Origin of the sequence: Priestia abyssalis, assembly GCF_002019595.1 — a bacterium.
Classification (GTDB): Bacteria; Bacillota; Bacilli; order Bacillales; family Bacillaceae_H; genus Bacillus_BA; species Bacillus_BA abyssalis.
On sequence record NZ_KV917369.1, the window covers coordinates 5,391,504 to 5,415,650 of the forward strand.

Consider the following 24,147-nt stretch of genomic DNA (forward strand, 5'->3'; position numbering starts at 1 on the left):
GGTAAAATCCCCTGCAGAATGAAGCTTCTCTTTATGGTATATTATATTGAAGAAATTCCCACATGTATGCGACCGGAATGTAAAAAACTTGTTAAGGTTCGTACGTGCGCACCGAAAGAAAAACCTTTCGGTGCGCACGTACGAACCTATCATACCAAAACCTTTTGTTGAATGCCATTTCAATCCTTTATAATGGAATATATGCAAACCGAACGATATGAAAAATCGGAGGCGTTAAACATGAAAGAAGCCATTCTCCAAGCGGGAGAGGATTTAATCCGCCTTTTGGATTACCAAGATGAAGACGTAAGGAAACTCGTCAAAAAAGGATTAACTTTATATAGACAAGGATACGTTTATAACTTAAAAGAATTGGAACATTACATAGGAGTTGTCGTTTACGATGAACAGGAACAAATGGTGCTGTTGAATTTGAACGATTTGTCCGGCAGTGAATGCGGCTGCCAGCATCCATCTTTTTGTGCTCACCGTCTCGCGGGCTTTTTTTATGCCTATGCAACAAAGGGACTTGTAGGGAATTTGCTGGATAAGTGGAAGGAGCAGTCGCTGTCCAGCCAGATTACCTCTTCTTTAGATGCTTTCCGTGTACAGAAGAGCGCTGCTCCAAAATCGGAAAAATTCTCTTATTCTGTCCAAGAGTGGATGCCGTTCTTTGAACAGCGTTATGAGCAGTTTGCAAAGACAAAACTCACTCGGAACACATCCTTGTACCCCGAACTTTATGAAGATTTTTTTAAAGGGTTAACGAAAGAAGCGCCTTCCCCTTCTCCTTATAGAGAACTATTTATCATTCATGCAGGGTTGGCGGCGTTCAGGAAAATATGTGATGGACTGAACAAGACTCCTTTATCTAAACAAACCTTTAACACCTTTGTACGTACACCTTTATCGCAGCTCCTCTATGATATCGAACAACGAATTTATACAATCAGCCAAACATCGCTGCCTTTTTCGGCCGATGATCTTTTATATGAAACGATGGACCAGATCCGTACGCTTCTTTTCTACTCTTCTCCACTTCAATATGAACGGATTGAATTATATCGAACCATTTGGTCTCATCTGCTGAAACGGCCTAAGTGGCTGAAGGAAGAAAAGCTTGCCCTTCAAGAGATTAATGGATTCCAGCTAGAATGCGATGTAGCTCTCTCCCATTTGCTTGTATTGGAAAAGCGCGATGATCAAGCGGTCGCTGTCGTTAACCAATCCGATCAGGCCATTTTCCCTTATACCTTTAAATGGGCGAAAGATCACATCTCCCATAAAAATGAGCAGCAAGCCCGCATCTGGGTAACCTATATGAACAAACGAATGAAGGCTTATCTTCGGACCCTCCCTTCCTATCAGGGAAGCCGGGCCATCGTTTCCATGCTGCTTTCTCTATTTGAAGGCTACAGCGACCTACGCCGCGATCAAACGATTTATACGGAGGCGCTGCGCCAGCTCCTTCCATACAGCTTTGTGGAATACAGCCAATATTTATATGAAAAAAGACAGCTTCGAGCATGGCTTGAGCTTCAAGCAGCTTTTCGTTACGATATTTTGGAATATGACCGCAGCATCTTAAAAGATATTGAAACAGAAAACCCGAAATGGCTTTTGCCCATCTATCATCAATCCGTTCAACAGCTGATTGAAAAGAAAACCCGTTCGAGCTATGAAGAAGCGGTACAGCATCTAAAAGAGTTGAAGAGATTATATAAAAAGCTCCAAGACGAGCAAGGCTTTACGACCTATATGCAACAGCTGGTGCAATCGACAAAACGATTGCGCGCGCTCCAAGAAGCGTTAAAGAAAGGAAAATTGGTTCATGATTGATTTATTTTCAATGACTTTACATGCACACATAACGGAAGAGGGCTCCTTCTTTCTCTATTTCACCAATCACAAGAAGGATGCGATCAGTGCAGACATGTGGAAGCAATCTGTCTTTCTTTGGCATGAACCTTCCTTTTATGGCACATTTCTTTCAGCCATAAAAAAAGATGGACAAGACGGTGTAATGCTCACTCCATCATGGGCCCTCTCCTTTTTCTGCCACTCAACGGATGACCATATCTTAGGCTATCACATGAGTACGGAAGCCCTCCTTTATAAAGAGAGTGCAAAGAAAATTTACGATATCATCCAGGAAGGCAGATTCGAACCTGATTTTTCCGCTTGGCAGGAAGGTGAAATGTCCTGGTCTGCTGAACGCCTTACCCCTCTCGAACTGCGCTGGCTCTCGGGGGCCGTTAACGAGACCATTGAAACAGATGAAGAAACGAAAAAAGTTTGGGAACAGCTCATGGCTTCGTACCCGCTCTTAAAACCGTCTGGCAAGCCGCCGCACGTTTTCGACGAACAAGATTGGCTTGAAAAAATTGGGTTGAACGAGCGAAACACCCCGTTTTCATTCCTGCTCCGCCTGCAAGAACCAGAAGGAGACGGCGATTTTTGGCATTTGGACGTATTATTGCGAGATGAACGAACCTATGAACTTCTTTCTTTTCCAGACGCTTTCCCCGACGAATGGAAAGAATATGAGTCTTTTATCGACCGGCAGTTTCATATGATCCAAACACTTGTCCCTCCGTTATTTGATCGGAGAACGGGGCTGAAATCGAGTCTATCGGAAGAAGAAGTCTGGAAGTTTCTCACAGACTGGAGCTTGACGCTGCTGGAGACGGGGTTCCATATTCAGCTCCCTTCATGGTGGCAAGCAGTGAAAGAAACCCAGCTTTCTCTGAAGGCGGCTCTAAATGATTCCAAATCTTACGAGCGTTCTGGTATCGTCGGATTGCAATCTTTAATGGATTTCAATTGGAAGATTTCAACGGGTGGTGTCGACCTTTCGGAGGAGCAATTCAGCAGGCTTGTCGAGGAAAAGCGGAGGCTCATTCAAATTGATGGACAATGGATTCAATTGGACCCCCTTTTTGTCAAACATGTTCAGCGTCTTATGACGAAAGCACAAAAAGCAGGTCTCCGCTTTTTTGATTTGCTTGAACAAGAGCTCGCCCAGGAGGAAAAAAACGTTCTCCTTCTGGAAGAAAAAGAAACGAAGCGGCCGTTTTCTTCTATTAAAATTGAAATAAATGAGACCTTCACCGCCCTGATCAAGCAGCTGACTGATTACACATCCCTGCCTAAAAGGAAAATCCCTCGTTCTTTTGCCGGGGAATTGCGTCCTTATCAACAGCAAGGTGTAGATTGGCTCCTCTTTTTACGCGAACTGGGCTTAGGTGGATGCTTGGCCGACGACATGGGACTTGGCAAAACCGTGCAGCTCCTTGCCTATATGTCTTATGTACATAAACAGGAGAATCCGAATGCATTTCTGATCGTTTGCCCAACCTCTGTTCTTGGGAACTGGCAAAAGGAAATCGAAAAATTCGCCCCTCACCTCCATGTCTATACCCATTACGGGCCAAAGAGGCAGAGCGGCGAGGAATTTCTAACGGAAATCGAGAAAGCGGATATTGTACTTACGTCTTATAACATTTTATCCATGGATATCGAAGACCTCTCCATGCCCATGTGGGGAGCGGCCGTTTTGGACGAGGCTCAAAACATCAAGAATGCTCAAACGAAGCAATCGAGGGCGGCTCGCAAATTGAAAGCCAGCCAACACATCGCCTTGACTGGAACACCAATGGAAAATCGTTTAACGGAACTTTGGTCTTTATTCGATTTCATCAATCCGGGATATTTAGGAAGCCTAAACCGCTTTAAAACAAGATTTGTGGCACCGATTGAGAAGCAGCAAGATACAGGGAAAATCGAGAAGCTGCAAAAGCTTGTTCGTCCATTTATGCTTAGACGCACTAAACAAGATCAGGAAGTGGCGCTCAATCTTCCGCCAAAACAAGAGCAAAAAGAGTATGTAAGCCTTACGGTGGAACAGGCTTCTTTATATGAACAGCTGGTGAAAGATACATTTGCCGAACTGCAAAAACTGACAGGATTTGAACGCAAAGGGCGCATCCTGAAGCTGTTAACGAAGCTCAAACAGCTTTGCGACCATCCTTCTCTTTATTTAAAAGAAAACCGGCCTACACGGACGCTGGAGCGCTCATTAAAGATGGAAAAACTGCTGGAGCTCGTAGAAAATGTTCGCACGCAAAACGAAAGCTGCTTAATTTTCACTCAATATATTGAGATGGGACAAATGATGAAAGGGCTGCTGGAACAAACGCTCGGCGAGGATGTTCTTTTCTTACATGGGGGATTGAACAAACAGACAAGGGATGACCTGATCTCAGCTTTTCAAGAGCAGAAGGCACATATCTTCATCCTTTCCCTTCACGCAGGCGGAACAGGATTGAATTTAACAGCAGCCAACCACGTCATCCATTTTGATAGATGGTGGAACCCGGCGGTGGAGAATCAGGCAACAGACCGGGCCTACAGATATGGGCAAACCCGTTTTGTCCATGTGCATAAACTCGTCACCCTCGGAACCATTGAGGAGAAAATCGATCAAATTATCGAAAGAAAATCCGCCTTAAATGAACAAATCATTCAAAGCGAACAGTGGATTACAGAATTAACGGACAGAGAGCTGGAAGAGTTGTTTTCCTACCAATAAAGGAAGAAACATGAATGTTTCTTCCTTTATTGGTAATGTCTAAAATCATTCTTTTACTCAGTCAAAAGTACCGAAAATCAGCATCATTGTTTAATAAAAACCAAATAATTCGAGTGAATAAACAAGGAGAAATGCATGAAGAAAGAGAATAAACAGATAGAGAGAAAGAATGAACAGCCAATAAAAAAGGATGAAAAGTGGGAAGAGCTTTACCGATTATTAAAAGAGAAGCTAAAAAAGTAACGGATATATAAGTTTATATAAACTCATTCGATTGAGGAACATTCACAAGCGGTTAGTTAGGCCACGTGAATTCGCCTTCAAAGGTTCACCTAGGCGGATGGCGCCACCCCCGCAAGGGGGGGGGACAGCCGCTTTGGTCTAGAAAATTCAACATGGCCGTTCTTTGGCTATGTTGAATTTTCTAAATCGATCGATTTACCCTTTACTTTTTTCCCAATCCCTATCATATTATATAGTATATGCCATTATTTTCTTTATATATAATGCTAGATTACTAGTTTTCACATACAATAAACCTTTTACTGGAGGATTCTCATGAAAAGGAAAATTCTTTCCGTATCTACTTTTGCGGCTATCGGCGGAGTGGCCTTATTCCAAACTCCTGCCCATGCAGACTCGATTGAGGTAAAATCTGGAGATTCGTTATGGTCCCTTTCCAAAACATATAAAACCACTGTAGCGGAGCTTAAGAAAGCCAATAATTTAAAGAGTGACACGATTTACAAAGGTCAGAAACTAAAAATTCAGAATTTTAAAGAAACATCTTCTGTCCAATCTCTTTCCAAACCGACGATTTCTGACACCCAGCCACAAGCGCACACATATACCGTTCAAAGTGGGGATACATTATGGAAGGTATCCCAGAAGTTCAATATGGCGGTAACAGAGATTAAATCATTGAATTTATTGCGCTCTGATAAAATTTATGTAGGACAAACCTTGAAGCTGACAGGACAAGCGGCCGAACAAAACACGACGCAGGAAAGCCCTGTTCAAAAACAACCCGATGTTTCTTCTGTAAACAATCCCACTTCCATTGACAATGAAGCCGGCAGCGATACATATACGGTTCAATCGGGCGACACCGTCTGGAAGATCGCTCAGGAATTCAATATGACAACTACCGAACTAAAAAATTTGAACTTATTGCGCTCAGATACGATTTATGTAAATCAAACATTAAAAATTAAAGGTACCTCTTCTACTTCTATAAACAAAGAAGAAAAAGAACCCAACATCGTTTCAGATCCGCCTTCAGAAAAAATGTCCATCAACACTACTCAGCTTCTGTTTGATGCAAAAGCAGTCATGGGAACTCCTTATAAATGGGGAGGCACTACGCCATCTGGATTTGACTGCAGCGGATTTATTTATTATGTACTTAACAAGCAAACACCAAGCAAACGTTTGAGTACAGCTGACTACTGGAGCCGTTCGACTGCCGTCAGCGAACCGGCAGTTGGGGATTTTGTCTTTTTCACCACCTATTCATCCGGGCCTTCTCACATGGGAATCTACGTGGGAGATCGACAATTTATCCACGCGGGAAGCTCAACGGGCGTGACCATCTCGAGCATGGATAGCAGCTATTGGAAAGACCGTTATTTAGGCGCTAAACGACTTCAATAACCAAGTAAACCTTTACTCATGAAGTGGAACCGCCCGTGGATACGGGACAAGGATGCGGAGCTTTTCGTTTGCCCGCGTCCTTTTTTATTCTCCAAATAACCCAATCAGCTTTCCCTCATCCAATTTCACTCCGGACAAAAAAAATAGCCCGATCGGCTTATGCCAACCGGACAATGATATGGGGGGATTGTGCGGAGATTGATTTTCTTTCTAAAAGAGTACTTGAAAAAGAAAAGGTCATCTTCCTTCTCTTCATGATGAAGGGACTTTTACAAGATGTAAAGGTCAACAGGGGAAACAAAGAAAGTCGCTAGTTTTGATTGATTCACCTCCCTTCATTTCAGGTATGATACATATACGGTATCTTATAATATCCGAACCGCTGCTTTGGGAGGATTCTATTTCCCGTTAGAAAAGAGCTATTTATACATTGACAGAAATCAAATGACTTAAAAATTTAATCTGTTCAACTGCTACTTCTGTTACATAGATTTTTTGATTTTGTTCTTTTTCATAGCTTCTTGTCTGAATTCTGCCTTTAACTGCTACCATTGTCCCTTTTTGACAACGTTGTGCGGTACTTTCTGCATTCTTTCTCCATAGCGTCACCGTAATGAAATCCGATTGCACTTCACCATTTTGACTTCGGAAGTCTCGGGAAACAGCCATCGTGACAAAGCAATAAGGAACACCGTCTGCTGTATAACGCAAGTCTGGATTTTTTGTCAACCTGCCAACTAAAATCACTTGATTCAGCATTACTCGTCATCTCCTTACATGAAAAGGAATGTTTATTTATGGAGCGTATTTCAATCATTTACCATTATTGTGTTATAATAGATGAGGAACGATAAATTTCGAGATAAATGGGGGGATTAGATGAAAACCTTCAAACTTGTTGCACTGGAAATCAAACTGTCGAACTCTACGAATGAGGATTATCACTCTTTGGAGCTCATAGACGGGTTAATCATTAACAAAGAAACTGAGGAAAACCGTTGGATAATCGAAGCATTACTTCCTAATGCATCTCTTCCCTATTTCGAAGAGATTTTTAAACAAAATGAGCCATTGAAGCTGCACGCAACCATTTCCAAAACAAGCAATGATCCGGCAAACTTTACTGCTAACATCATTAACATCACGACAATGGAACGTCAATTCAGCGTGCTGTTAGAGGGAATGTTGACAGGAAGAAGAATTCTTTCACCTGAAATGATTTTAAAAAATTTAATTGAACAAGGCTTAAGCGGGCATACTTTGCTGCAAGAATTCACCCACCGGTTACATGAAAAACGCAAAACACGTTCAGCCTTCAAATGATAACTCCAATGCATGGGCTTGTCCAACAGAACAATCGTTATATCTCATTGAATGGGAGAGGCTGCTTTCTCAAGGCCTTTCTATTTTTTTATTAAATGTCTGATATTGTTGAAGAGGATCGAACACACTAATTTGAATTTGTTTTCCTAGAATAAGGTGATCATAATTATAACGTTTCTCTCGCTCTTCAGCATCCCGAAGAATAGGTCTTTTTAAATAGTATTTCATCGACTTTAGTCCTCCTTTTTCGTTGGTTCTCTTTTATCATAATACATTTCCCCTAAATTTCAATACTATTTTTGTAAAAATTATCCTTTTTATAAATATAACATTTGGACTTATTTACACCTAATAGCCATTACATAATTAAACAAATTACATCATTTTTCAACAGCAGCAATTATTCATTTCCCACTTAAAATCCAACATATTTTTCTATATTTAACTAAAATAACTTTTTAATATTAATGCATTTTAAGTTATTTTCATTCATTTTATCCAAATTTTTTTTGTTGATTTTCCAATTCACAATCCTCTAATTTACAATTTATTTACAAAAAATTCATAATAGAGAACTATATAATTAAATCGGCTATCTAGCACTGTTTTCTGTCGTTCTTTTTCTATCTTCTGAAATCAGACAGTCCGATGTAACTGCCCCTTCTGAATGAATGTGAAAGACATAGCCCGATGAGGAGGAAAAGAGGGCGATACGCAAACAAATAAAAAAACACAGGGGAACCTGCGTTTTTTTATTTGTTTGCCAATTTTTCAAGCCAATATTTCGCTTCTGCCTTGCTCGAATACGTGATGTCTTGTTTTCCCTTTTCTTCTAACAGGGCATTTAGTTGATTCATTTGTTCGCTCGTTGGTTCTTCACTTAAAATTTTCTCGATCGTCTGATTAATCTTATCAGCTAACTCCTGATGAAATAGCGGATTCGCTTTCTCTTCCATACTCAACCGTTCAAACCATGATGCATGATCTTCTATATATCTTCTCCAAGTGCGGATAAACTCTTCAATATTATATTTATCTTCGTCCCACTCAATGTCGCTCATGTATTGTTCAAATGCTTTTTGAATGGATCGCGTAATACTGATTTTTGTACCTTGTGGCAAGTTTTTAAACATCGATGAAAAGTACCCCCAAACTATGATCTGACTAATTTATAATTTTATCAGACTTTAAAGTGACTGTCATCTTTAGTGGAAAGATTCGGGAATTGGCGGCATTTAATTACCTAACCTAAAAAGCCGGTTCCTCAGTGACGGAACCGACCTTTTGCATTACTCGTCTTTGTTGTCTGCATCATTAATATCTTGTGCGTCTTCTACTGCATCTTCAGGGTCTGGCTGCATATCGTTTTCATCGTCTTTATTTATCGTATCATTTTGATCAACACCAGGCGCCATATCATTTTCAGGTGTTACACCGCCATCATTGTCGTTGATATCACCGTTGTTATCAACGTTTCCATTTGTTCCATTCATATCTTCATCCTGAGGTGCTTGCTCCACGTTTGGCTCTTCTTCTGGAGGGGGCTCCTGGTCTCCGTTACAGCCGGTGAGCATCATAGCGGATAAAACTGTACCTGTTAGTGCGAGAAACCATTTTTTATTCATGGTCATTCCCCTTTCTAATTTTATACATGACCTGTATCCTATAGTTCGGTCTTTGCTTATCTTTTCCGACAAAAGGGAAATTATGCACCATTTCAAAATAAAGAAGCTGTTTTTTTAAACAGCTTCTTTATTTTGAAATATATTCTATTCGGCTTTTTTCTCTCCAAGTGCAAACATGATTTCCGCTTCACACGCTATTTCTCCGTCTACAGTGGCCACGGCCTTTCCTTTTCCGATAGAACCGCGAACTCGTACCATTTCAACTTCTAATCGCAGTTGGTCACCAGGTTTGACTTGTCTTTTAAAGCGGCAGTTATCGATTCCTGTAAAGAATGCAAGACGGCCTCGATTCTCTTCTTTTTTCAGCATCGCGACTGCCCCAACCTGAGCAAGGGCTTCTACAATCAATACACCCGGCATAACAGGGTAGTCAGGAAAATGTCCATTGAAAAATTCCTCATTGGCTGATACATTTTTGATTCCGACAGCTGATTTACCTTCTTCTACTTCTAAAATACGGTCAACTAATAAAAAAGGATAGCGATGCGGAATAATTTCTTTAATTTCTTGAATATCCAACATAATTTATCATTCCCCTTCCTTAAGATTAAGAACGCAGACCATTTACAAGACCCATCATTTGATCTGCAACTGAAATTGATTTGGAATTAAATTGATAAGATTTTTGCGCAATCATTAATTCCGTCATTTCAGACGCCATGTCTACATTAGATTCCTCCAAGGCACCTTGACGAATATTTAATCCAGCTCGATCTGCTCCTTCGACTTCTTCCACCACATCTTGCACTGCCAAATTTAAGGCCTTCAAATTCGGAAACCCAAACAAATTATTGCCTTTCCCTTGCAGCAAGTGAGGTCTGTTCACTTCGACAACCCCCAATTGAAATGTCTGCTCTGCAAGAGCCTCGTTTTGTGGAACGGCTGTAAAGTTTCCATTGGCGTCAATTCGAACTTCCTTTACGGGGCCTCGCACGACGATTGGGACATTATTGGAATCGGCGACTGCGTTTCCATTTGAGTCTGCCAACATCCATTCGTCAGTATTATTCGTTCGTGTCAATTGGAAGGACCCATCTCTCGTATAGCGTACAGCTTGTTGTCCATTTTCATTCACTAATACTTTAAAGAAATGATTATCTTCCGACAGGGCAACATCAAGCACTCTGCCTGTTTGCTTTAAGGCCCCAGAAGCCATCTGAATGCTCGTATTAGCCAGTTTCGCCCCTGATCCTTGACGAATACCCAATGGAGTGTTTCTGCCTATTTCCTCTTGTTTATTAGACTGGTTATTAAATTGCTGATAAAGCAGCTCACTGAAATTCGCTTCTTGGCGCTTATATCCAGTTGTATTCACATTGGACATATTATGGCTGATTAAATCAAGCTGCTGCTGTAACTGTGTCATGGTATTTGACGCATTAATCATAGAGCGATTCAATGTACGTTCCCCCTGCTTTCACATTTAAACGATCATTAACGTAAGCGTCCTATTTCGTTAGCCGCTTTTTCCATGCTCCGGTCATAGGCCTGGATAATTTTTTGGTTGGCTTCAAATGCGCGATAAGCGCTTAACAACTCAGTCATGGTTTGTGTAGCATCAACATTCGAACGCTCCAGCATCCCTTGCTGCAGATTGAAACTTCCATCCGGATTCCCAAGAGCGGATGGAAGCGGGTTATCGTCCTCTGTCCGGTACAAGCCGCTCCCTTCTTTCATCATCAGCCCGGCATTGACAGTCATCGCAACATTCAGCTGTGCTACCACCCGTCCGTTTTCTGTTATCAATCCTTGAGGACTGATTTGAAAGTCTGTTCCCTGTAATTGAATCGGCTCGTTATTAGCATCCATGACATATAGGCCTTCATTTGTCGTTAAGAAACCTGATCCATCAACGGTGAAATTTCCATTTCTTGTATAACGAGACTCATTATTTGCATCCCTTACAGTAAAGAAAAATGTTCCTTTATTTCCATTATCATCGACAGGCGCCACATTATCAATGATGGCTATATCCGTCTTTCTGCCAGTATCTTTTAAAGCACCTTGTACAAAAGAAGGTGTGGTCTCTTGTATGTACACACCCGTATTGAGGCTCCCTATATACCGCTTATCTGTCCATCCTGGACGCTCTACCACAGGTACTCCGCTGCTTTGCTGCTGTTGAAGGAGCATTTCCGGAAAGGCTCTTAAAGAAGCCTGATCTGCCTTGAATCCTGGTGTGTTGGCATTAGCCATATTATTTGTCAGCATATCCGTTTTTCGCTGCTGAGAAAGCATTCCGGTTGTCGCTGTATAAAAACCCTTGAACATTTATCTTCACCCTTTGCAGAGAAATAAACTTTATAAGGATGTTCAAACAGTCCGGGAAAAATGACCGTTGAATTTACTTCTACAAGAAGTACTGAACCGACGTTCGCCACAGGACGCGGCGCTTCTTTGAACTTCCCGGTCTTTTTCGTCTTCCTTTTTGAACACACACTTTATATCGTCATCTGCAGAAAATTTTAAATAAGCTGACGGCGTGGTAATTTATCCATATTATCCAACATAATTCCTGTTCCGATCGCTACACAATCCATCGGGTTTTCTGCGATGAAGACAGGTACCTTTAATTCTTCGGCTAACAATTGATCAATGCCATGCAGTAAAGCGCCTCCGCCGGTTAAAATGACGCCTCGGTCAATGATGTCGGCTGAAAGTTCTGGAGGAGTACGCTCCAACACGCTTTTAGATGCTTGTACAATCGAAGCTACAGATTCACGAAGAGCCCCTTCCACCTCATGGGAACGTACCGTAATAGTACGCGGTAACCCGCTGACCATGTCCCTTCCTCGAATGTCAATTTCTTCTTCTCTTGATCCAGGGAATACCGTTCCGATTTTTACTTTCACATCTTCAGCTGTGCGCTCACCAATTAAGAGTTTATATTCACGTTTTACGTAATTAAGAATCTCATGATCAAATTTATCTCCAGCCGTTTTAATCGAGGATGCTGTCACGATATCGCCCATCGAAAGAACAGCGACGTCTGTCGTTCCCCCGCCAATATCGACTACCATGTTTCCACTCGGCTGAAAAATGTCCATCCCTGCCCCAATCGCGGCCACTTTCGGCTCTTCTTCCAAGTAAACTTTCTTGCCTCCGCTTTTTTCCGCCGCTTCGCGAATCGCTTTTTGCTCCACAGACGTAATATTAGTTGGACAGCAAATTAAAATGCGGGGCTTTGATAAAAAACCTTTAACATTCAATTTATTAATAAAATGCTTTAGCATGGCTTCTGTAACATCGAAGTCAGCGATGACGCCGTCCTTTAAAGGACGAATAGCGACAATATGCCCAGGAGTACGCCCGACCATACGCCTTGCCTCTTCACCCACCGCTAATACTTTACCTGTATTTTTATCAATAGCCACTACTGAAGGCTCGTTTAATACGATTCCTTTTCCTTTTACATGAATTAATACGTTAGCTGTACCCAAGTCAATCCCAATATCTTTTGCTAACATTTTTATCCTCCTTCCATCCAACGAGTCCTTGTCCCGTCTAAAGAGCGGTTCATCCTCCACTCTTGAAGGAGGATAGCCGCCGTCATTTTTACCTAATTAAATATTTTATCATAAATTAACCTTTAATGTAGATATATTTCCATATTAATGTGCATTCATGAATATCATTTTACATATATTCTTTATGTATGTTTACAGCACTAAAAACGGACAAGAGGTTCCAGGTATATTACTTGCCTCCTAGAATCCTTTGTCCGCTTAGGAAGTACTCGTTTTGTAGTCATGTTATTTACTTGACAGCCTCTTCCTCCAGCTCCTCCTTTTTATATTTTAGTTTTGTCGCTTCACCCCCGCGAAGATGTCTGATGGATTTATGATAATCAAGAATTTCTTTTACTTCGTTTGCTAGTTCAGGATTAATTTCTGGGAGTCTTTCCGTTAAGTCTTTATGAACAGTACTTTTCGAGACACCAAATTCTTTCGCAATGACACGAACCGTTTTCTTTGTTTCTACAATATACTTTCCAATCTTGATAGTTCTCTCTTTGATGTAATCGTGCACACCACTCGCCCTCCCTAGTTTGGATGTGAGAAGCGTGAAATGAGATTCGCTTTGTATAAAATGAAGGAATTCCAGATGTATTTTCATAGTTGGAACCCTTCGACGATCCCTCACCTCGAACACTCTCTTTGTTAGGTTTGTAACATTTTATTAGCTTGGGTAAAGATATATGCTACAAAACTCAAGGGGGACAAGGAATTTATCAGATTTTTTAAAAAAATAATCTTTTTTTCATGTAAGTACCCTGTTATTTGACTATATTTTGCTTTTATCCCCATTTCCCTACACTACATACATCCAAGACTATTTCCCGAGAAATTTGTCTTGTTCTCTAGGAGTTTGTCGAATCAATGCGTTTTTCTTGAATAGTGGGATGAAATGCCAATGATGGGTTCATTCATTTTTAGACTTTATAAACACTTTTCGGACAAATGAATCAAAGATCGTGAAAGTCATCATTCTTCATAAATAAATAAATGGGCATGAATGCTTTCATTCACGCCCATTTATCAAGATCCACATTTTATGCGTTTGTATCTAAGTCTGAAGCGTCAGAAGAGCTGCTTGGCTCTTCTTGCTTTTTATCTTGCTCTGTGTCTTGACTGTTATCTTCAGCTGGTTTTTCTTTGCTTTCCTCTGATGATTGCTCAGCTTCTTCAGAAGCATTTTCTTCTTTTTGTTCTTCTTCATTTGCAGCAGATTCAGAAGCAGACTCATTTGAGTTGTTTACCGCTTCTTCTTTTACAGCTGTAAGCGGCTTCCCAATGAATTGGTTTGGATTAACAGGAACGCCGTCTTGGCGAACTTCAAAATGAACATGTGTCTTCGCTTCTTGATTGAACAAGCTTTGTCCTGCTTTAGCAATCACGTCACCTTGTTTCACCGTATCGCCGGATTCCACTCCTACATCTGCTAATGATTGATAGTGCGTCACAAGCCCATCTTGATGGTCAATTTCTACTACATAACCAAGAATCGGATCTTTTTCAGCTTTCGTAACCGTACCGCTTGCCGCAGCTACTACATCAAATGATTGGCCGTCTTTCATTACCAAATCAATTCCTGTATTCGGATGGTACGTATTATTATAGAAAACTAATGCAGCTTCTTGTTCTTCCTTTGTCGCTTTGTCATCATAATACTTTGTTTGCACAACAACTGACTCAGGATCTACTACCGGCATTTCTAGATTTTCTAATTGCTTACTGACTTCCACAGCTGGCTCTTCCCCATTGTAGGCTGTACCTTCTGAGAATTGGTCTGTTCCATCTGGGTTGTTTTTGTCGTTAGATTGGAACCAGAGAACCGCTGTTAAAATAAGTGCTGCACAAACTAAATAAATAGCAGGAAATACCCAACGCTTTCTGAAGATTTTTTGGATTGCTGTTGGTTGAGAAATACGTTTCTTTTCTTCCTCTCTCATGTTTATCACCTCAGCAATCATTTTGAACAGAACTGGTATAATATATACACCAAGAAAAAAATTTTTTGGATTATTTTTCGACAAAAGGATAATTTCTATTCATAAATCATGGAAGAGGGATGAAAATTCATCCCTCTTCCATGATTTATGATGAGCTAATATAAAAACGAGTTAAAGTTTCTACTTTAAACCATTGCATCGTGGTGATGTTTGACTCGTTCGACGGATGGATCATCTTGCAAAAAACAAATAGAAACCTAGATGAAATCAAAGAAATAACCGCTATTGTTTAGCCGTGAGCTTAGACAAGAAAGATTCATATGATGAGACATCCGCGCCTTGATAGTAATACGTGACGATATCTTGATAGTTCTTTCCTTCCGATGCCATTCCATTGGCTCCATATTGGCTCATTCCGATACCGTGTCCATATCCTTTTGTGGTGATCACAATTTGATCTCCTTTTCTCGTCCAATTAAAATCGGTAGAACGCAATTGAAGCTTTTCTCTTATTTCTTTGCCAGTCAGTTCTTTTCCATTGATTGAAATCAGCTTGATACGCTGGCCTGGTGTTCGTTCGATAATTTTGCCCAACGTCTCGCCTCCCGATAGTTGAACACCTAGCTTTTTCTCAAACTCACTTACACTCAAAACGGTTTGATCCATATATTTAGGTGATTCTTTATCCCAGGGACTCGCTACACTTTTTAAATACGGTGTAGAATTAGCCCAATAAGCTTCTGAATCCTCTGTGTAACCATTACTTGTCGAAAAAAATACAGCATCAATCGGTGTATTCTCATAGGTTAAAATTCTTCCGCTTGTTTGGGCAACAGCTTTCTCTACCTTTTCCATTTTCCATTCATAGTCTCTTCCCCATAATTTCTTTAGCTCTTCTTTGTTATGATACACTTGATGCTGGACCGTATCTGTTACATCGGCACCGTTAGGAACTGAAAGGCTGCTATCACTTAATAGTTGTTTGACGATATAAGTACGAGCTGCCAAACTCTGGGCTTTTAATGCTTCTATTTCAAACTCAGCAGGCATTTCTGCTGCCACCACTCCCACCACATAGTCTTCCAGCTGCACCTTCTCAATTTGCTTTGTTTTCGCCCGGTAAACAGCCACTTCCACTGACGGCCCTCTAGTATTCAATGCCTTACCTTCCCGCTTTTGAAGGTCCTCAACTAATTGCCCGCTCGTCTTATCTGCAAACGGAATAACTAATAATGTTGGAATTAATAAAATAATGACAAATAATAATGACACTAGCACGACGATTGGCTTTACATGTTTCATCAACCATTGATCCTCCATCTACCTGATTTGAGGAACATCCCCATATTTCATACATATGGAGGTGGACAACCTTTTATGACATCAGGTTTATAAGAGGGTTTCCCCTCTTATAAACCTGACGAAATAGGACTTTATGTAAATAGAACAAAATATATGGGAAGTGGAGCGTCCCATTCCGTTGAAAACGAAAAAACATTAACCATTTTTTTGAAAGACTCTTTTCTAAAAAATATTTATCCCGTATTAACGAGCAGTAAGCCCCCCACTGATGGAAGTTTCCTTTATGAAAATGCCCTTTTAAAAAAGCCAAATAAAAAAGGAGCCGATTTGGCTCCTTTTGGTTTTAAACGTTCAGGTCCGACACTTGTTGAATGTCTTCCACTTGTCCTGCTCCATCGTTCACGCGCTCGATGTCAGCGCCTAGCGCGGCCAGTTTTTGGTGGAAATTAACATATCCGCGGTCTAAATGCTTTAATTCGGTTACGCGAGTATAACCATCGGCGACAAGTCCTGCTAAAGTCAATGCGGCAGCTGCACGTAAATCCGTTGCCGCTACTTCCGCCCCTTGAAGCTTACTTGGACCATTAATAATGACAGAACGTCCCTCAATCTTAATATCCGCGTTCATACGGCGAAATTCTTCGACATGCATAAAACGATTTTCAAAGACTGTTTCTGTAATCATACTCGTGCCTTTTGCTGCCAGCAATAACGACATCATCTGAGATTGCATATCTGTTGGAAAACCAGGATGCGGCATTGTTTTAATGTCTACTGCCTTTAAAGATTCAGGTCCAATTACGCGTAATCCTTCTTCCTCTTCAATAATCGTGACACCCATCTCTTCCATTTTGGCAACAAGTGAACTTAAGTGTTCTGCCACTGCACCTTTAACCAATACGTTACCGCCTGTAATGGCAGCCGCTACCATGAATGTTCCCGCTTCAATACGATCAGGAATAATATGATGGATAGCACCGTATAATTTAGAAACACCTTCTATACGAATCGTACCTGTACCAGCTCCGCGTACTTTTGCACCCATGGCATTCAGGAAGTTCGCTAAATCCACGATTTCCGGCTCTTTTGCAACATTTTCAATAATGGTTGTGCCTTCTGCAAGCGTTGCAGCCATCATGATGTTTTCAGTTGCTCCCACACTCGGGAAATCGAGATAGATTTTCGCTCCGCGAAGCTTTCCATCTACTTCTGCATCAATAAAGCCGTTTCCTACCTTTACTTTTACACCCATTGCTTCAAAGCCTTTTAAATGCTGATCGATTGGTCGTGATCCAATAGCACAACCTCCAGGCAGCGCTACACGAGCCTTCCCTGTGCGGGCTAGCAATGAACCCATAACGAGTACAGATGCGCGCATTTTTCGAACATATTCAAAAGGTGCATCTGTTTTTAACTCTCGAGATGCATCTACAATAACACGATTTTCCTCAAAACTGACCTCCGCGTTAAGGTAACGTAGTACCTCGCCAATCGTAAATACATCGGAGAGAGCAGGTACATCATTTAGAACCACTTTTCCTTCACTAGCTAATAAGGTTGCAGCGATAATAGGCAAAACAGCGTTTTTTGCACCTTCTACTTTAACAGTACCGTTCAGCCTTTTTCCGCCGCGGACGATGATTTTTTCCAAGGTATTCCCCTCCGCGTCCATTTTCTCTATATTAATATTCAGACGTGATAATAGGTGTGCCAACGACAAAGGTCGTCTCACCGCCCATTCCCATCTTTCTCATTCCTATTTGCAGATTCATTCTATGTTGTTCGGTTGGAAGAGCTTCTTCCCACATTTCAGTATATGCTGACATAGAGACAAATGACTCCTCCACTAGAGACTCCCTCGGTTCAGCCCGAAATTCATTTGAAAGTTGTCTGACTTTTAATGACAAAACACTTTCAATCTTATCATTGAACTGTCCCTTCACACAAGAGAAAATTGTGGGATTAGATGTGAAAAGTTTATGATAACGCTTGTCATACATATCTGTGTACTCCTGGTTGCTTTCCCATTGGTCCCCTTTGGCACTATATAAAAGATACGTATAAGTACTTTCTTTTTTAGGGGTCCAAACCAATTGAATTGTTTCCTCCATGGAAATGCCTTGAGATTTAAGTGTTCCGACCGCTCTCCATGTTTCACTTTCCCTTTTCATTTCCCATTTGAAACCTTGAAATGTCTCTTTTAGCTCTAAAAATTTTACATCGAACTCTTTTTGATTTTTTATGGGTGTAAGGGGCTCACGAGCATACAAAGACCATTCATTTATTTCTAAAGGCTGATTCTCCAATACCTTCATAATTTGCACCAGCGCTGGTTCTTCTTTTGTCTCCGTGTTTGCATAACTCCCATGATAAATGAAGAAAGTTATAAAGAGAATAGATAAAAAGACACTAATTTGTTTATTCATTCCGCCACTTCCTCTCCTTATTCATCATTTTTTCCGTAAATAAGGGAGGCATACATAAAAAAACCCGTCATAATATGACATATTAAATAAGGGAACATGGACATGATCCATGTTCCCTTATTTATGGCTGCCGCGAACCTTGTAAAGGCTCGCGTCAGCTATAAATCAGTAAAAAAGAGACGGAATCCGCTGGGACCAAAATAAATAATCAAGGAAAAAATTACTAACGGCCGAACCGATAGCAACCGTCAACAAAATCATGAAAAGCCGACCCTGAACGACCTTTTTGGGTTTCATCAGCTTTTCCAGCTGAAACCCTTGTAAAGCCCACCACGTAACCGTAATAAAAAACAAATGGGAGCAAAGCGTCATAATCGCCTGCTGCCCTACACCAACTGACATATGAACCCACTTCCTTTTATACAGCAAAACACCTTGTTAATAGAACACATCCATACATATTATATATGAATCCTCATGAAGAGTTTAGGAGAAAAAGTCCTCTAATGTTCCTAAATGCTGAAAGAAAAATTCATAAGCGATATTCGGGAAAATCCCCAGTAAAATCGTTCCGGTAACACAAACAATAAGAGGGATTATTAAGACACGTGAAAGGCCGATACCGCTTATTTCACTGGCAGGACGAAAGAACATTTGAACAAAAAGGCCGAAGTAGTAATAATATGAAACAATCGTTGCGGCGATCATGATTCCTGCTAATACGTAATGAGCAGGCTCTGTAATGAGAGCTCCCATAAAGATATTGATTTTACCGATAAAGCCGGCTGTTCCGGGGATACCAGCCAAAGATAATAGGAAAACTCCCATGACAATGGCCAAAACGGGTGAGCGGTGATATAAACCCGTGAAGCTGCCGATCTCTTCAGATTGGCTATGGGTTGTCACAAGCTGAATGACGATGAACACCCCTATGTTCATCAGCAAATAGGCCGTTAAATAAAACCACATGGCATCTAGAACAAAAGGAGACAGTGCCGTAAATGCAACAAGTATGTAACCTGCATGCGCAATGCTCGAGTAAGCAAATAAACGTTTGATATTTTGCTGCTTCAACGCAAGGACATTTCCCATAATCATCGTCACTGCAGCTAATACGGCCACATAATCCTGCAAGGCAAACAATAGAGAGGTTTCTCCTCCATTTGCAGGTACATTGGCAAACACGGTAATAAAAATCCGGAATAAAATCACAAATCCTGCGGTCTTCGAAACGACACTCAAGAAAGCTGTGACAGGTACAGGCGCCCCTTCGTACACATCGGGAGCCCACATATGGAAAGGGGCCGATGCCAGTTTAAAAGAAAGCCCGACAAATATCATGAAAAACGCAACGGCTAACAGAAACTCATACTGGGCATTCGCCATTTGGCTCAAACGGGCGGCGATTTCCAACAAACGCGTTGAGCCCGTTAAGCCGTAAACGTAGCTCATACCAAACAGAATGAATGCAGTGGAAATTCCGCCATTGATGACATACTTCATTGCGGATTCATTTGATTTTTGATTGTCTTTTTGAATCCCCGCCAAAATATAAGATGAAAGTGAGAGCAGCTCTAAGCCAATAAATAATGTAATCAAGTCACCACTTGATGTCATCATCATCGCCCCGAGCAGAGCCGTTAAAAATAAATAGTAAAATTCGCCTCTGTATGAAAGCTCCTTTTTCGGCCTATATTCAATCGCCAAAAACATAATAAGTGCAGCCCCTGTTAACAGCAAAAGCTTAAACATTTTAGCAAAAGCATCCAAGCGGAATGTATCATTTAAAATGTGAGCTGACGGAGCTCCCAATAAGGCGATCAGCACCAAAACTGCTGAAAGGATTCCCGCTATCCCCATATAACCGAGCATTTTGTGCTGAAGCCTTTTCCCAGCAAAGAGATCCAAAAGGGACAACAGAGTGGCCATACCTAAAATAATGAATTCTGGTGTCATCATTTTCCATTCATAGCTTAATAATGTTCCGATATCCACGCTCTGTTCACCCCCCGATTCCTAAATCAATGGATTGAATAGATGTTTGAACCAATTCCGTTAAGACCGTTGGATAGACCCCAATTAAAATGATAAATCCGAGCAAAATGGCCACCGGCAGCAATTCAATTCCCTTTAGATCTGTCACTCCTTCATATGATTGATTACTTTTTCCGAAGGTCATATTTAAAACTGCTCTTAACAGATAGACGGCTGTCATAATAATACCGAGAGTTCCAACCGCTCCGAGGACGGGCATTACTTTAAACAGCCCTAAAAAGGCCATAAATTCACTAATAAAGCCGGACATACCAGGCAAACCAAGAGAAGCCATTGCACCAGCTAACAAACACCCTGAAGCTGCCGGCATCGCTTTTGCAAGACCGCCAAGACGTGAGATGATCGATGTAGGGAACCGTTCATAAAAAACACCTACCAGAAAAAACAATAACGCTGAAATAAAGCCATGCGATACCACCTGAAAAATAGCTCCTTGCATACCAGCTTCATTTAAAGAACCCAAACCTATCAGCACAATGCCCATATGAGAGACGCTCGAATAGGCCAATACCTTTTTAAAATCGGTCTGTATGAAGGCTAAAAAAGCTCCATACAACAAGTTGATGATACCTAGTATGACAACAAGATTAGCAATCTCTCGGAATTCCTGAGGAAATAGTCCGAGACCGAATCGAATGAAACCAAATGCCCCGATTTTGAGCAGAACACCCGAGTGAAGCATGACAATAGAAGGCGGGGCCTGAACATGCACCTTGAGCATCCATGTATGGAGCGGAAAAATGGGAAGCTTAATCCCAAACGCTACAAGCAGCGCCAACAGCAGTCCAAATCGTACTTGTTCAGATAAAGGGGCAATCGTCTGCACCTCTGTTCCTTTAGTCAAGATCTCCGTCAACATCGTAATATTAGATGTTCCCGTTCTCGCAAGCAACGTCACAATGACGATTAATAACACGGCAGATCCAAGACCGTTATATAAAAGGAACATGTACGCTGCTTTTTCTCTATCAAAATACCCCCACTTGCCAATAAGGAAGAACATTGGAATGAGCGTGATTTCAAAAAAGATAAAAAATAAGATGAGGTTTTCTGCTGCAAATACACCAAGCATTCCGACTTCCAGCAATAGAAAGAGCATGAAATATCCCTTCCATTCATGCTTGATGTAAATCGATGCAATCGCAGCAAGACTCGACAGAACTGCTGTCAACAAAATCATTGCCAGCGATAGTCCGCTGACCCCCAATTCGTAACGCACGGCAAATACCCCTTCAAGCATCGGGAAATAGCCGAATTGAAACCAATCATGCACTTGCATAAATTCTTCATAGGCTCTTCCCGACTGAATTTGGCTATATAACCACGCCGCTAGGGAGAGTGGAACAAGGGTTGCTAAAAAACCGACCCATTTAATCAAAGACTCCTTTGTCCTTGGAATAAAACACAAGGCCATGATTCCTAGAAGCGGGGAGAAAACAAGCCATGATAAAAAGTAGGAATGGTTCAACCTAAATACCCCCCTGACACCGCAAGTATGAGAATTAGTACAGCTAATCCAAGAAAAGCGACCGTTCCATAACGTTGGATTTGACCATTATGAAGCGAGGACCCCATTTTTCTAATGGATTGAATGATTGAAACAACTAAAGCAACCAACCCTTTAACCAAAAATTCCTCCACGTATTTACAGAAAAGGCTTATAACCTTTACGACATTCACGATCGTTCCTTGATAAATTTCGTCCATATAATATTTACGGTATAAAAACGTATAGGTCATCGGCAAAGCACCACTCAACCAATCTCTTGACCAGGATTTTTGGCTATACATCTTATACGCGATAAAAATGCCGAAGAAAGAAACAACGGTCGTCAGCACCATAATCCATAATGGTCCTTCTATATGACCATGTCCCAGTTCCGGCCGATTTTCTGTCAGCCAATCCCCGAGAAAGGACCCAAACCACGGTGTTTGAACATAACCGGAACATACGGCCAACACAGCTAATACGGTCATCGGGAATGTCATAACGGCTGATGATTCATGGATCGACTTTTCCGTTCCCCTGAAGTCACCGCCAAACACCATGAAGAATAAGCGAAACATGTAAAAGGCCGTAAATAAAGCTGCGATGACAGCAAGGATAAATAGGATATAATTCCCGTGCATCCAAGCGGAAATCAATATTTCCTCTTTACTAAAGAACCCTGAAAATAACGGGACACCACTGATTGCCAGGGTACCTATCAGGAAGAGGATTCCGGTCAAACGAGTTTTCTTCCATAAACCGCCCATTTCTTCGATGTTTTGAGTATGTACTGCATGTATCACACTTCCGGCGGCCAGAAACAATAATGCCTTAAAAAAAGCATGGGTCATTAAATGGAATACACCAGCTACATATCCAGCCGATCCCAGCGCCAGCATCATATACCCGAGCTGGCTGACGGTTGAATAAGCCAAAATCCGTTTAATATCCCTTTGGACAAGGCCGATGGAAGCGGCAAAAATAGCTGTAATAGCTCCAATCGTCGCCACGACGGTCATAGCTGTTTCACTTGCCGAGAACAGCGGGAACATCGTCGCTACTAAATAGACCCCTGCCGCTACCATCGTTGCTGCATGAATTAAGGCCGACACGGGCGTTGGGCCTTCCATCGCATCCGGCAGCCATGTGTGAAGCGGAAGCTGGCCTGATTTTCCAATAGCTCCGATAAAGATTAATAAACTTGTGAGTGTAATCATCGTGACAGAAAGCTCACCGTTTTGAACAGCCGTAAAAATCACTTCATATTCAAAACTGCCAGTTTGCCAGAATAATAGAATCATACCGATGAAAAGACCTACATCCCCAATACGTGTCATGATGAAAGCCTTTTTGGCGGCTGCGCGCGCTTCCACGTTGTAAAAATAAAAGCCAATCAATAGAAACGATCCAACCCCGACAAGCTCCCAAAACACATATAACTGAAGCAAATTAGGAGAAAGGACCAGTCCCAGCATCGCAAACGTAAATAAGCCAAGATACGCATAGAAGACGGAGAACCGTTCATCTTTATACATATATCCTTTGGAATAAACATGTACCAAGAAACTAACAAGAGAGACAATAACTAACATCAATGCGTTCAATGCATTGACTTCAATCCCCATAGTGATGGAGGTGTCTCCTATCTGTAACCACGTACCTTCTGCCTTATAAGTCGGCCCCTGTAATCGATCCATTAATACTGCAACAGAGAAAACGAAGGAAACAAGTGTAAAAAATATCCCGATGTAAGCACTATTTTCCTTCAGACGCTGACCGATGAGAAGAAGGAACAAAAACGAGATAAGCGGAAAAACCGGTATAAGCCAAGCGTTCTCCATCATCGTATTCCCAATCCCCTTTTCTCCGATACTTTTCGTCTTCAAAAGTATCGTTTTTTTAAGATAAGAAATTATCACTTTTTTGCAGCTGGAATATTGTCTAGCTCCAGCGCCTACCCCCTCGAGGTCACAAGTGTGGCTAGTTGCGGCTCCTAGGGACTCGAGGTCATAAGCCAATTCCTTGCAGAAGGAAAGAACCCCCTTCTTCCAGGAACCGTCTTATGCTTGTCGTCCCTAAACAGTCGCCTCCACCTTTCGAACAATCCTCCCAGAAAAGTAAAGAACACCTTTCCGTGAGACTCGTCTTGTGCTTTTCGGGGGTGAACAAGG

The 24,147-nt window shown here is 41.4% G+C and carries 21 protein-coding genes; 4 read left to right on the plus strand and 17 right to left on the minus strand.

Annotated features, from left to right (window positions below):
* The first annotated feature begins 240 nt into the window (after positions 1–240).
* From BK575_RS25815 to BK575_RS25825, 3 genes are all read left to right on the plus strand, one after another.
* Positions 241–1,839, plus strand: coding sequence for a hypothetical protein (locus BK575_RS25815; protein WP_078414379.1), 1,599 nt, complete (start codon positions 241–243; stop codon positions 1,837–1,839).
* Entirely contained in the window at positions 1,832–4,591 is a 2,760-nt protein-coding gene (locus BK575_RS25820; RefSeq protein WP_078414380.1) for a DEAD/DEAH box helicase, read from the plus strand. Before BK575_RS25815 ends, BK575_RS25820 begins: the two co-directional genes overlap by 8 nt.
* Positions 4,592–5,149: 558 nt before the next feature.
* Positions 5,150–6,244, plus strand: coding sequence for a C40 family peptidase (locus BK575_RS25825; RefSeq protein WP_078414381.1), 1,095 nt, complete (start codon positions 5,150–5,152; stop codon positions 6,242–6,244).
* Between the two features lie 423 nt (positions 6,245–6,667).
* On the opposite strand, the gene BK575_RS25835 is transcribed toward BK575_RS25825, so the two are convergent.
* Positions 6,668–7,003, minus strand: a complete 336-nt coding sequence (locus tag BK575_RS25835; protein WP_078414383.1) for a single-stranded DNA-binding protein — start codon at positions 7,001–7,003, stop codon at positions 6,668–6,670.
* 120 nt (positions 7,004–7,123) lie between these two features.
* Between BK575_RS25835 and BK575_RS25840 the strand changes: the two genes are divergently transcribed.
* The gene (locus BK575_RS25840) at positions 7,124–7,567 is read left to right on the plus strand and encodes a YwpF family protein (RefSeq protein WP_078414384.1); all 444 of its coding nucleotides are present in this window, start codon (positions 7,124–7,126) and stop codon (positions 7,565–7,567) included.
* 69 nt (positions 7,568–7,636) lie between these two features.
* On the opposite strand, the gene BK575_RS28835 is transcribed toward BK575_RS25840, so the two are convergent.
* From BK575_RS28835 to nuoL, 16 genes are all read right to left on the minus strand, one after another.
* Entirely contained in the window at positions 7,637–7,795 is a 159-nt protein-coding gene (locus BK575_RS28835) for a hypothetical protein (protein ID WP_169907987.1), read from the minus strand.
* A gap of 524 nt (positions 7,796–8,319) precedes the next feature.
* Complete coding sequence (locus BK575_RS25845; RefSeq protein ID WP_078414385.1) at positions 8,320–8,700, minus strand: hypothetical protein; 381 nt, start codon at positions 8,698–8,700, stop codon at positions 8,320–8,322.
* Positions 8,701–8,856: 156 nt separating this feature from the next.
* Positions 8,857–9,192 carry a hypothetical protein gene (locus BK575_RS25850; RefSeq protein ID WP_078414386.1) on the minus strand — a complete coding sequence of 112 codons (336 nt, stop codon included), beginning with the start codon at positions 9,190–9,192 and terminating at the stop codon, positions 8,857–8,859.
* 144 nt (positions 9,193–9,336) lie between these two features.
* Positions 9,337–9,774, minus strand: a complete 438-nt coding sequence (fabZ, locus tag BK575_RS25855; protein ID WP_078414387.1) for a 3-hydroxyacyl-ACP dehydratase FabZ — start codon at positions 9,772–9,774, stop codon at positions 9,337–9,339.
* A 25-nt stretch (positions 9,775–9,799) separates the two neighbouring features.
* On the minus strand, positions 9,800–10,651 hold the full coding sequence (locus tag BK575_RS25860; RefSeq protein ID WP_078414388.1) for a flagellar hook-basal body protein: 852 nt from the start codon (positions 10,649–10,651) through the stop codon (positions 9,800–9,802).
* Positions 10,652–10,686: 35 nt separating this feature from the next.
* Positions 10,687–11,523 carry a flagellar hook-basal body protein gene (locus BK575_RS25865; protein ID WP_078414389.1) on the minus strand — a complete coding sequence of 279 codons (837 nt, stop codon included), beginning with the start codon at positions 11,521–11,523 and terminating at the stop codon, positions 10,687–10,689.
* Between the two features lie 194 nt (positions 11,524–11,717).
* Positions 11,718–12,719 carry a rod shape-determining protein gene (mreB, locus tag BK575_RS25870; protein ID WP_078414390.1) on the minus strand — a complete coding sequence of 334 codons (1,002 nt, stop codon included), beginning with the start codon at positions 12,717–12,719 and terminating at the stop codon, positions 11,718–11,720.
* Between the two features lie 289 nt (positions 12,720–13,008).
* Complete coding sequence (spoIIID, locus tag BK575_RS25875; RefSeq protein WP_028395986.1) at positions 13,009–13,281, minus strand: sporulation transcriptional regulator SpoIIID; 273 nt, start codon at positions 13,279–13,281, stop codon at positions 13,009–13,011.
* A 523-nt stretch (positions 13,282–13,804) separates the two neighbouring features.
* On the minus strand, positions 13,805–14,704 hold the full coding sequence (locus BK575_RS25880) for a M23 family metallopeptidase (protein WP_078414391.1): 900 nt from the start codon (positions 14,702–14,704) through the stop codon (positions 13,805–13,807).
* A gap of 282 nt (positions 14,705–14,986) precedes the next feature.
* On the minus strand, positions 14,987–16,006 hold the full coding sequence (spoIID, locus tag BK575_RS25885) for a stage II sporulation protein D (RefSeq protein WP_078414392.1): 1,020 nt from the start codon (positions 16,004–16,006) through the stop codon (positions 14,987–14,989).
* A gap of 343 nt (positions 16,007–16,349) precedes the next feature.
* Positions 16,350–17,657, minus strand: a complete 1,308-nt coding sequence (murA, locus tag BK575_RS25890; protein ID WP_078414393.1) for a UDP-N-acetylglucosamine 1-carboxyvinyltransferase — start codon at positions 17,655–17,657, stop codon at positions 16,350–16,352.
* A gap of 31 nt (positions 17,658–17,688) precedes the next feature.
* Positions 17,689–18,432, minus strand: a complete 744-nt coding sequence (locus BK575_RS25895; RefSeq protein WP_078414394.1) for a YwmB family TATA-box binding protein — start codon at positions 18,430–18,432, stop codon at positions 17,689–17,691.
* A gap of 165 nt (positions 18,433–18,597) precedes the next feature.
* Positions 18,598–18,834, minus strand: a complete 237-nt coding sequence (locus BK575_RS25900) for a DUF1146 family protein (RefSeq protein WP_078414395.1) — start codon at positions 18,832–18,834, stop codon at positions 18,598–18,600.
* Positions 18,835–18,918: 84 nt separating this feature from the next.
* Positions 18,919–20,427 carry an NADH-quinone oxidoreductase subunit NuoN gene (nuoN, locus tag BK575_RS25905; protein ID WP_078414396.1) on the minus strand — a complete coding sequence of 503 codons (1,509 nt, stop codon included), beginning with the start codon at positions 20,425–20,427 and terminating at the stop codon, positions 18,919–18,921.
* A 7-nt stretch (positions 20,428–20,434) separates the two neighbouring features.
* Entirely contained in the window at positions 20,435–21,955 is a 1,521-nt protein-coding gene (locus tag BK575_RS25910) for an NADH-quinone oxidoreductase subunit M (protein WP_078414397.1), read from the minus strand.
* Positions 21,952–23,820: an NADH-quinone oxidoreductase subunit L gene (gene nuoL, locus BK575_RS25915; protein ID WP_078414398.1), complete on the minus strand. Its 1,869-nt coding sequence runs from the start codon at positions 23,818–23,820 to the stop codon at positions 21,952–21,954. Before nuoL ends, BK575_RS25910 begins: the two co-directional genes overlap by 4 nt.
* Between the last annotated feature and the right edge of the window lie 327 nt (positions 23,821–24,147).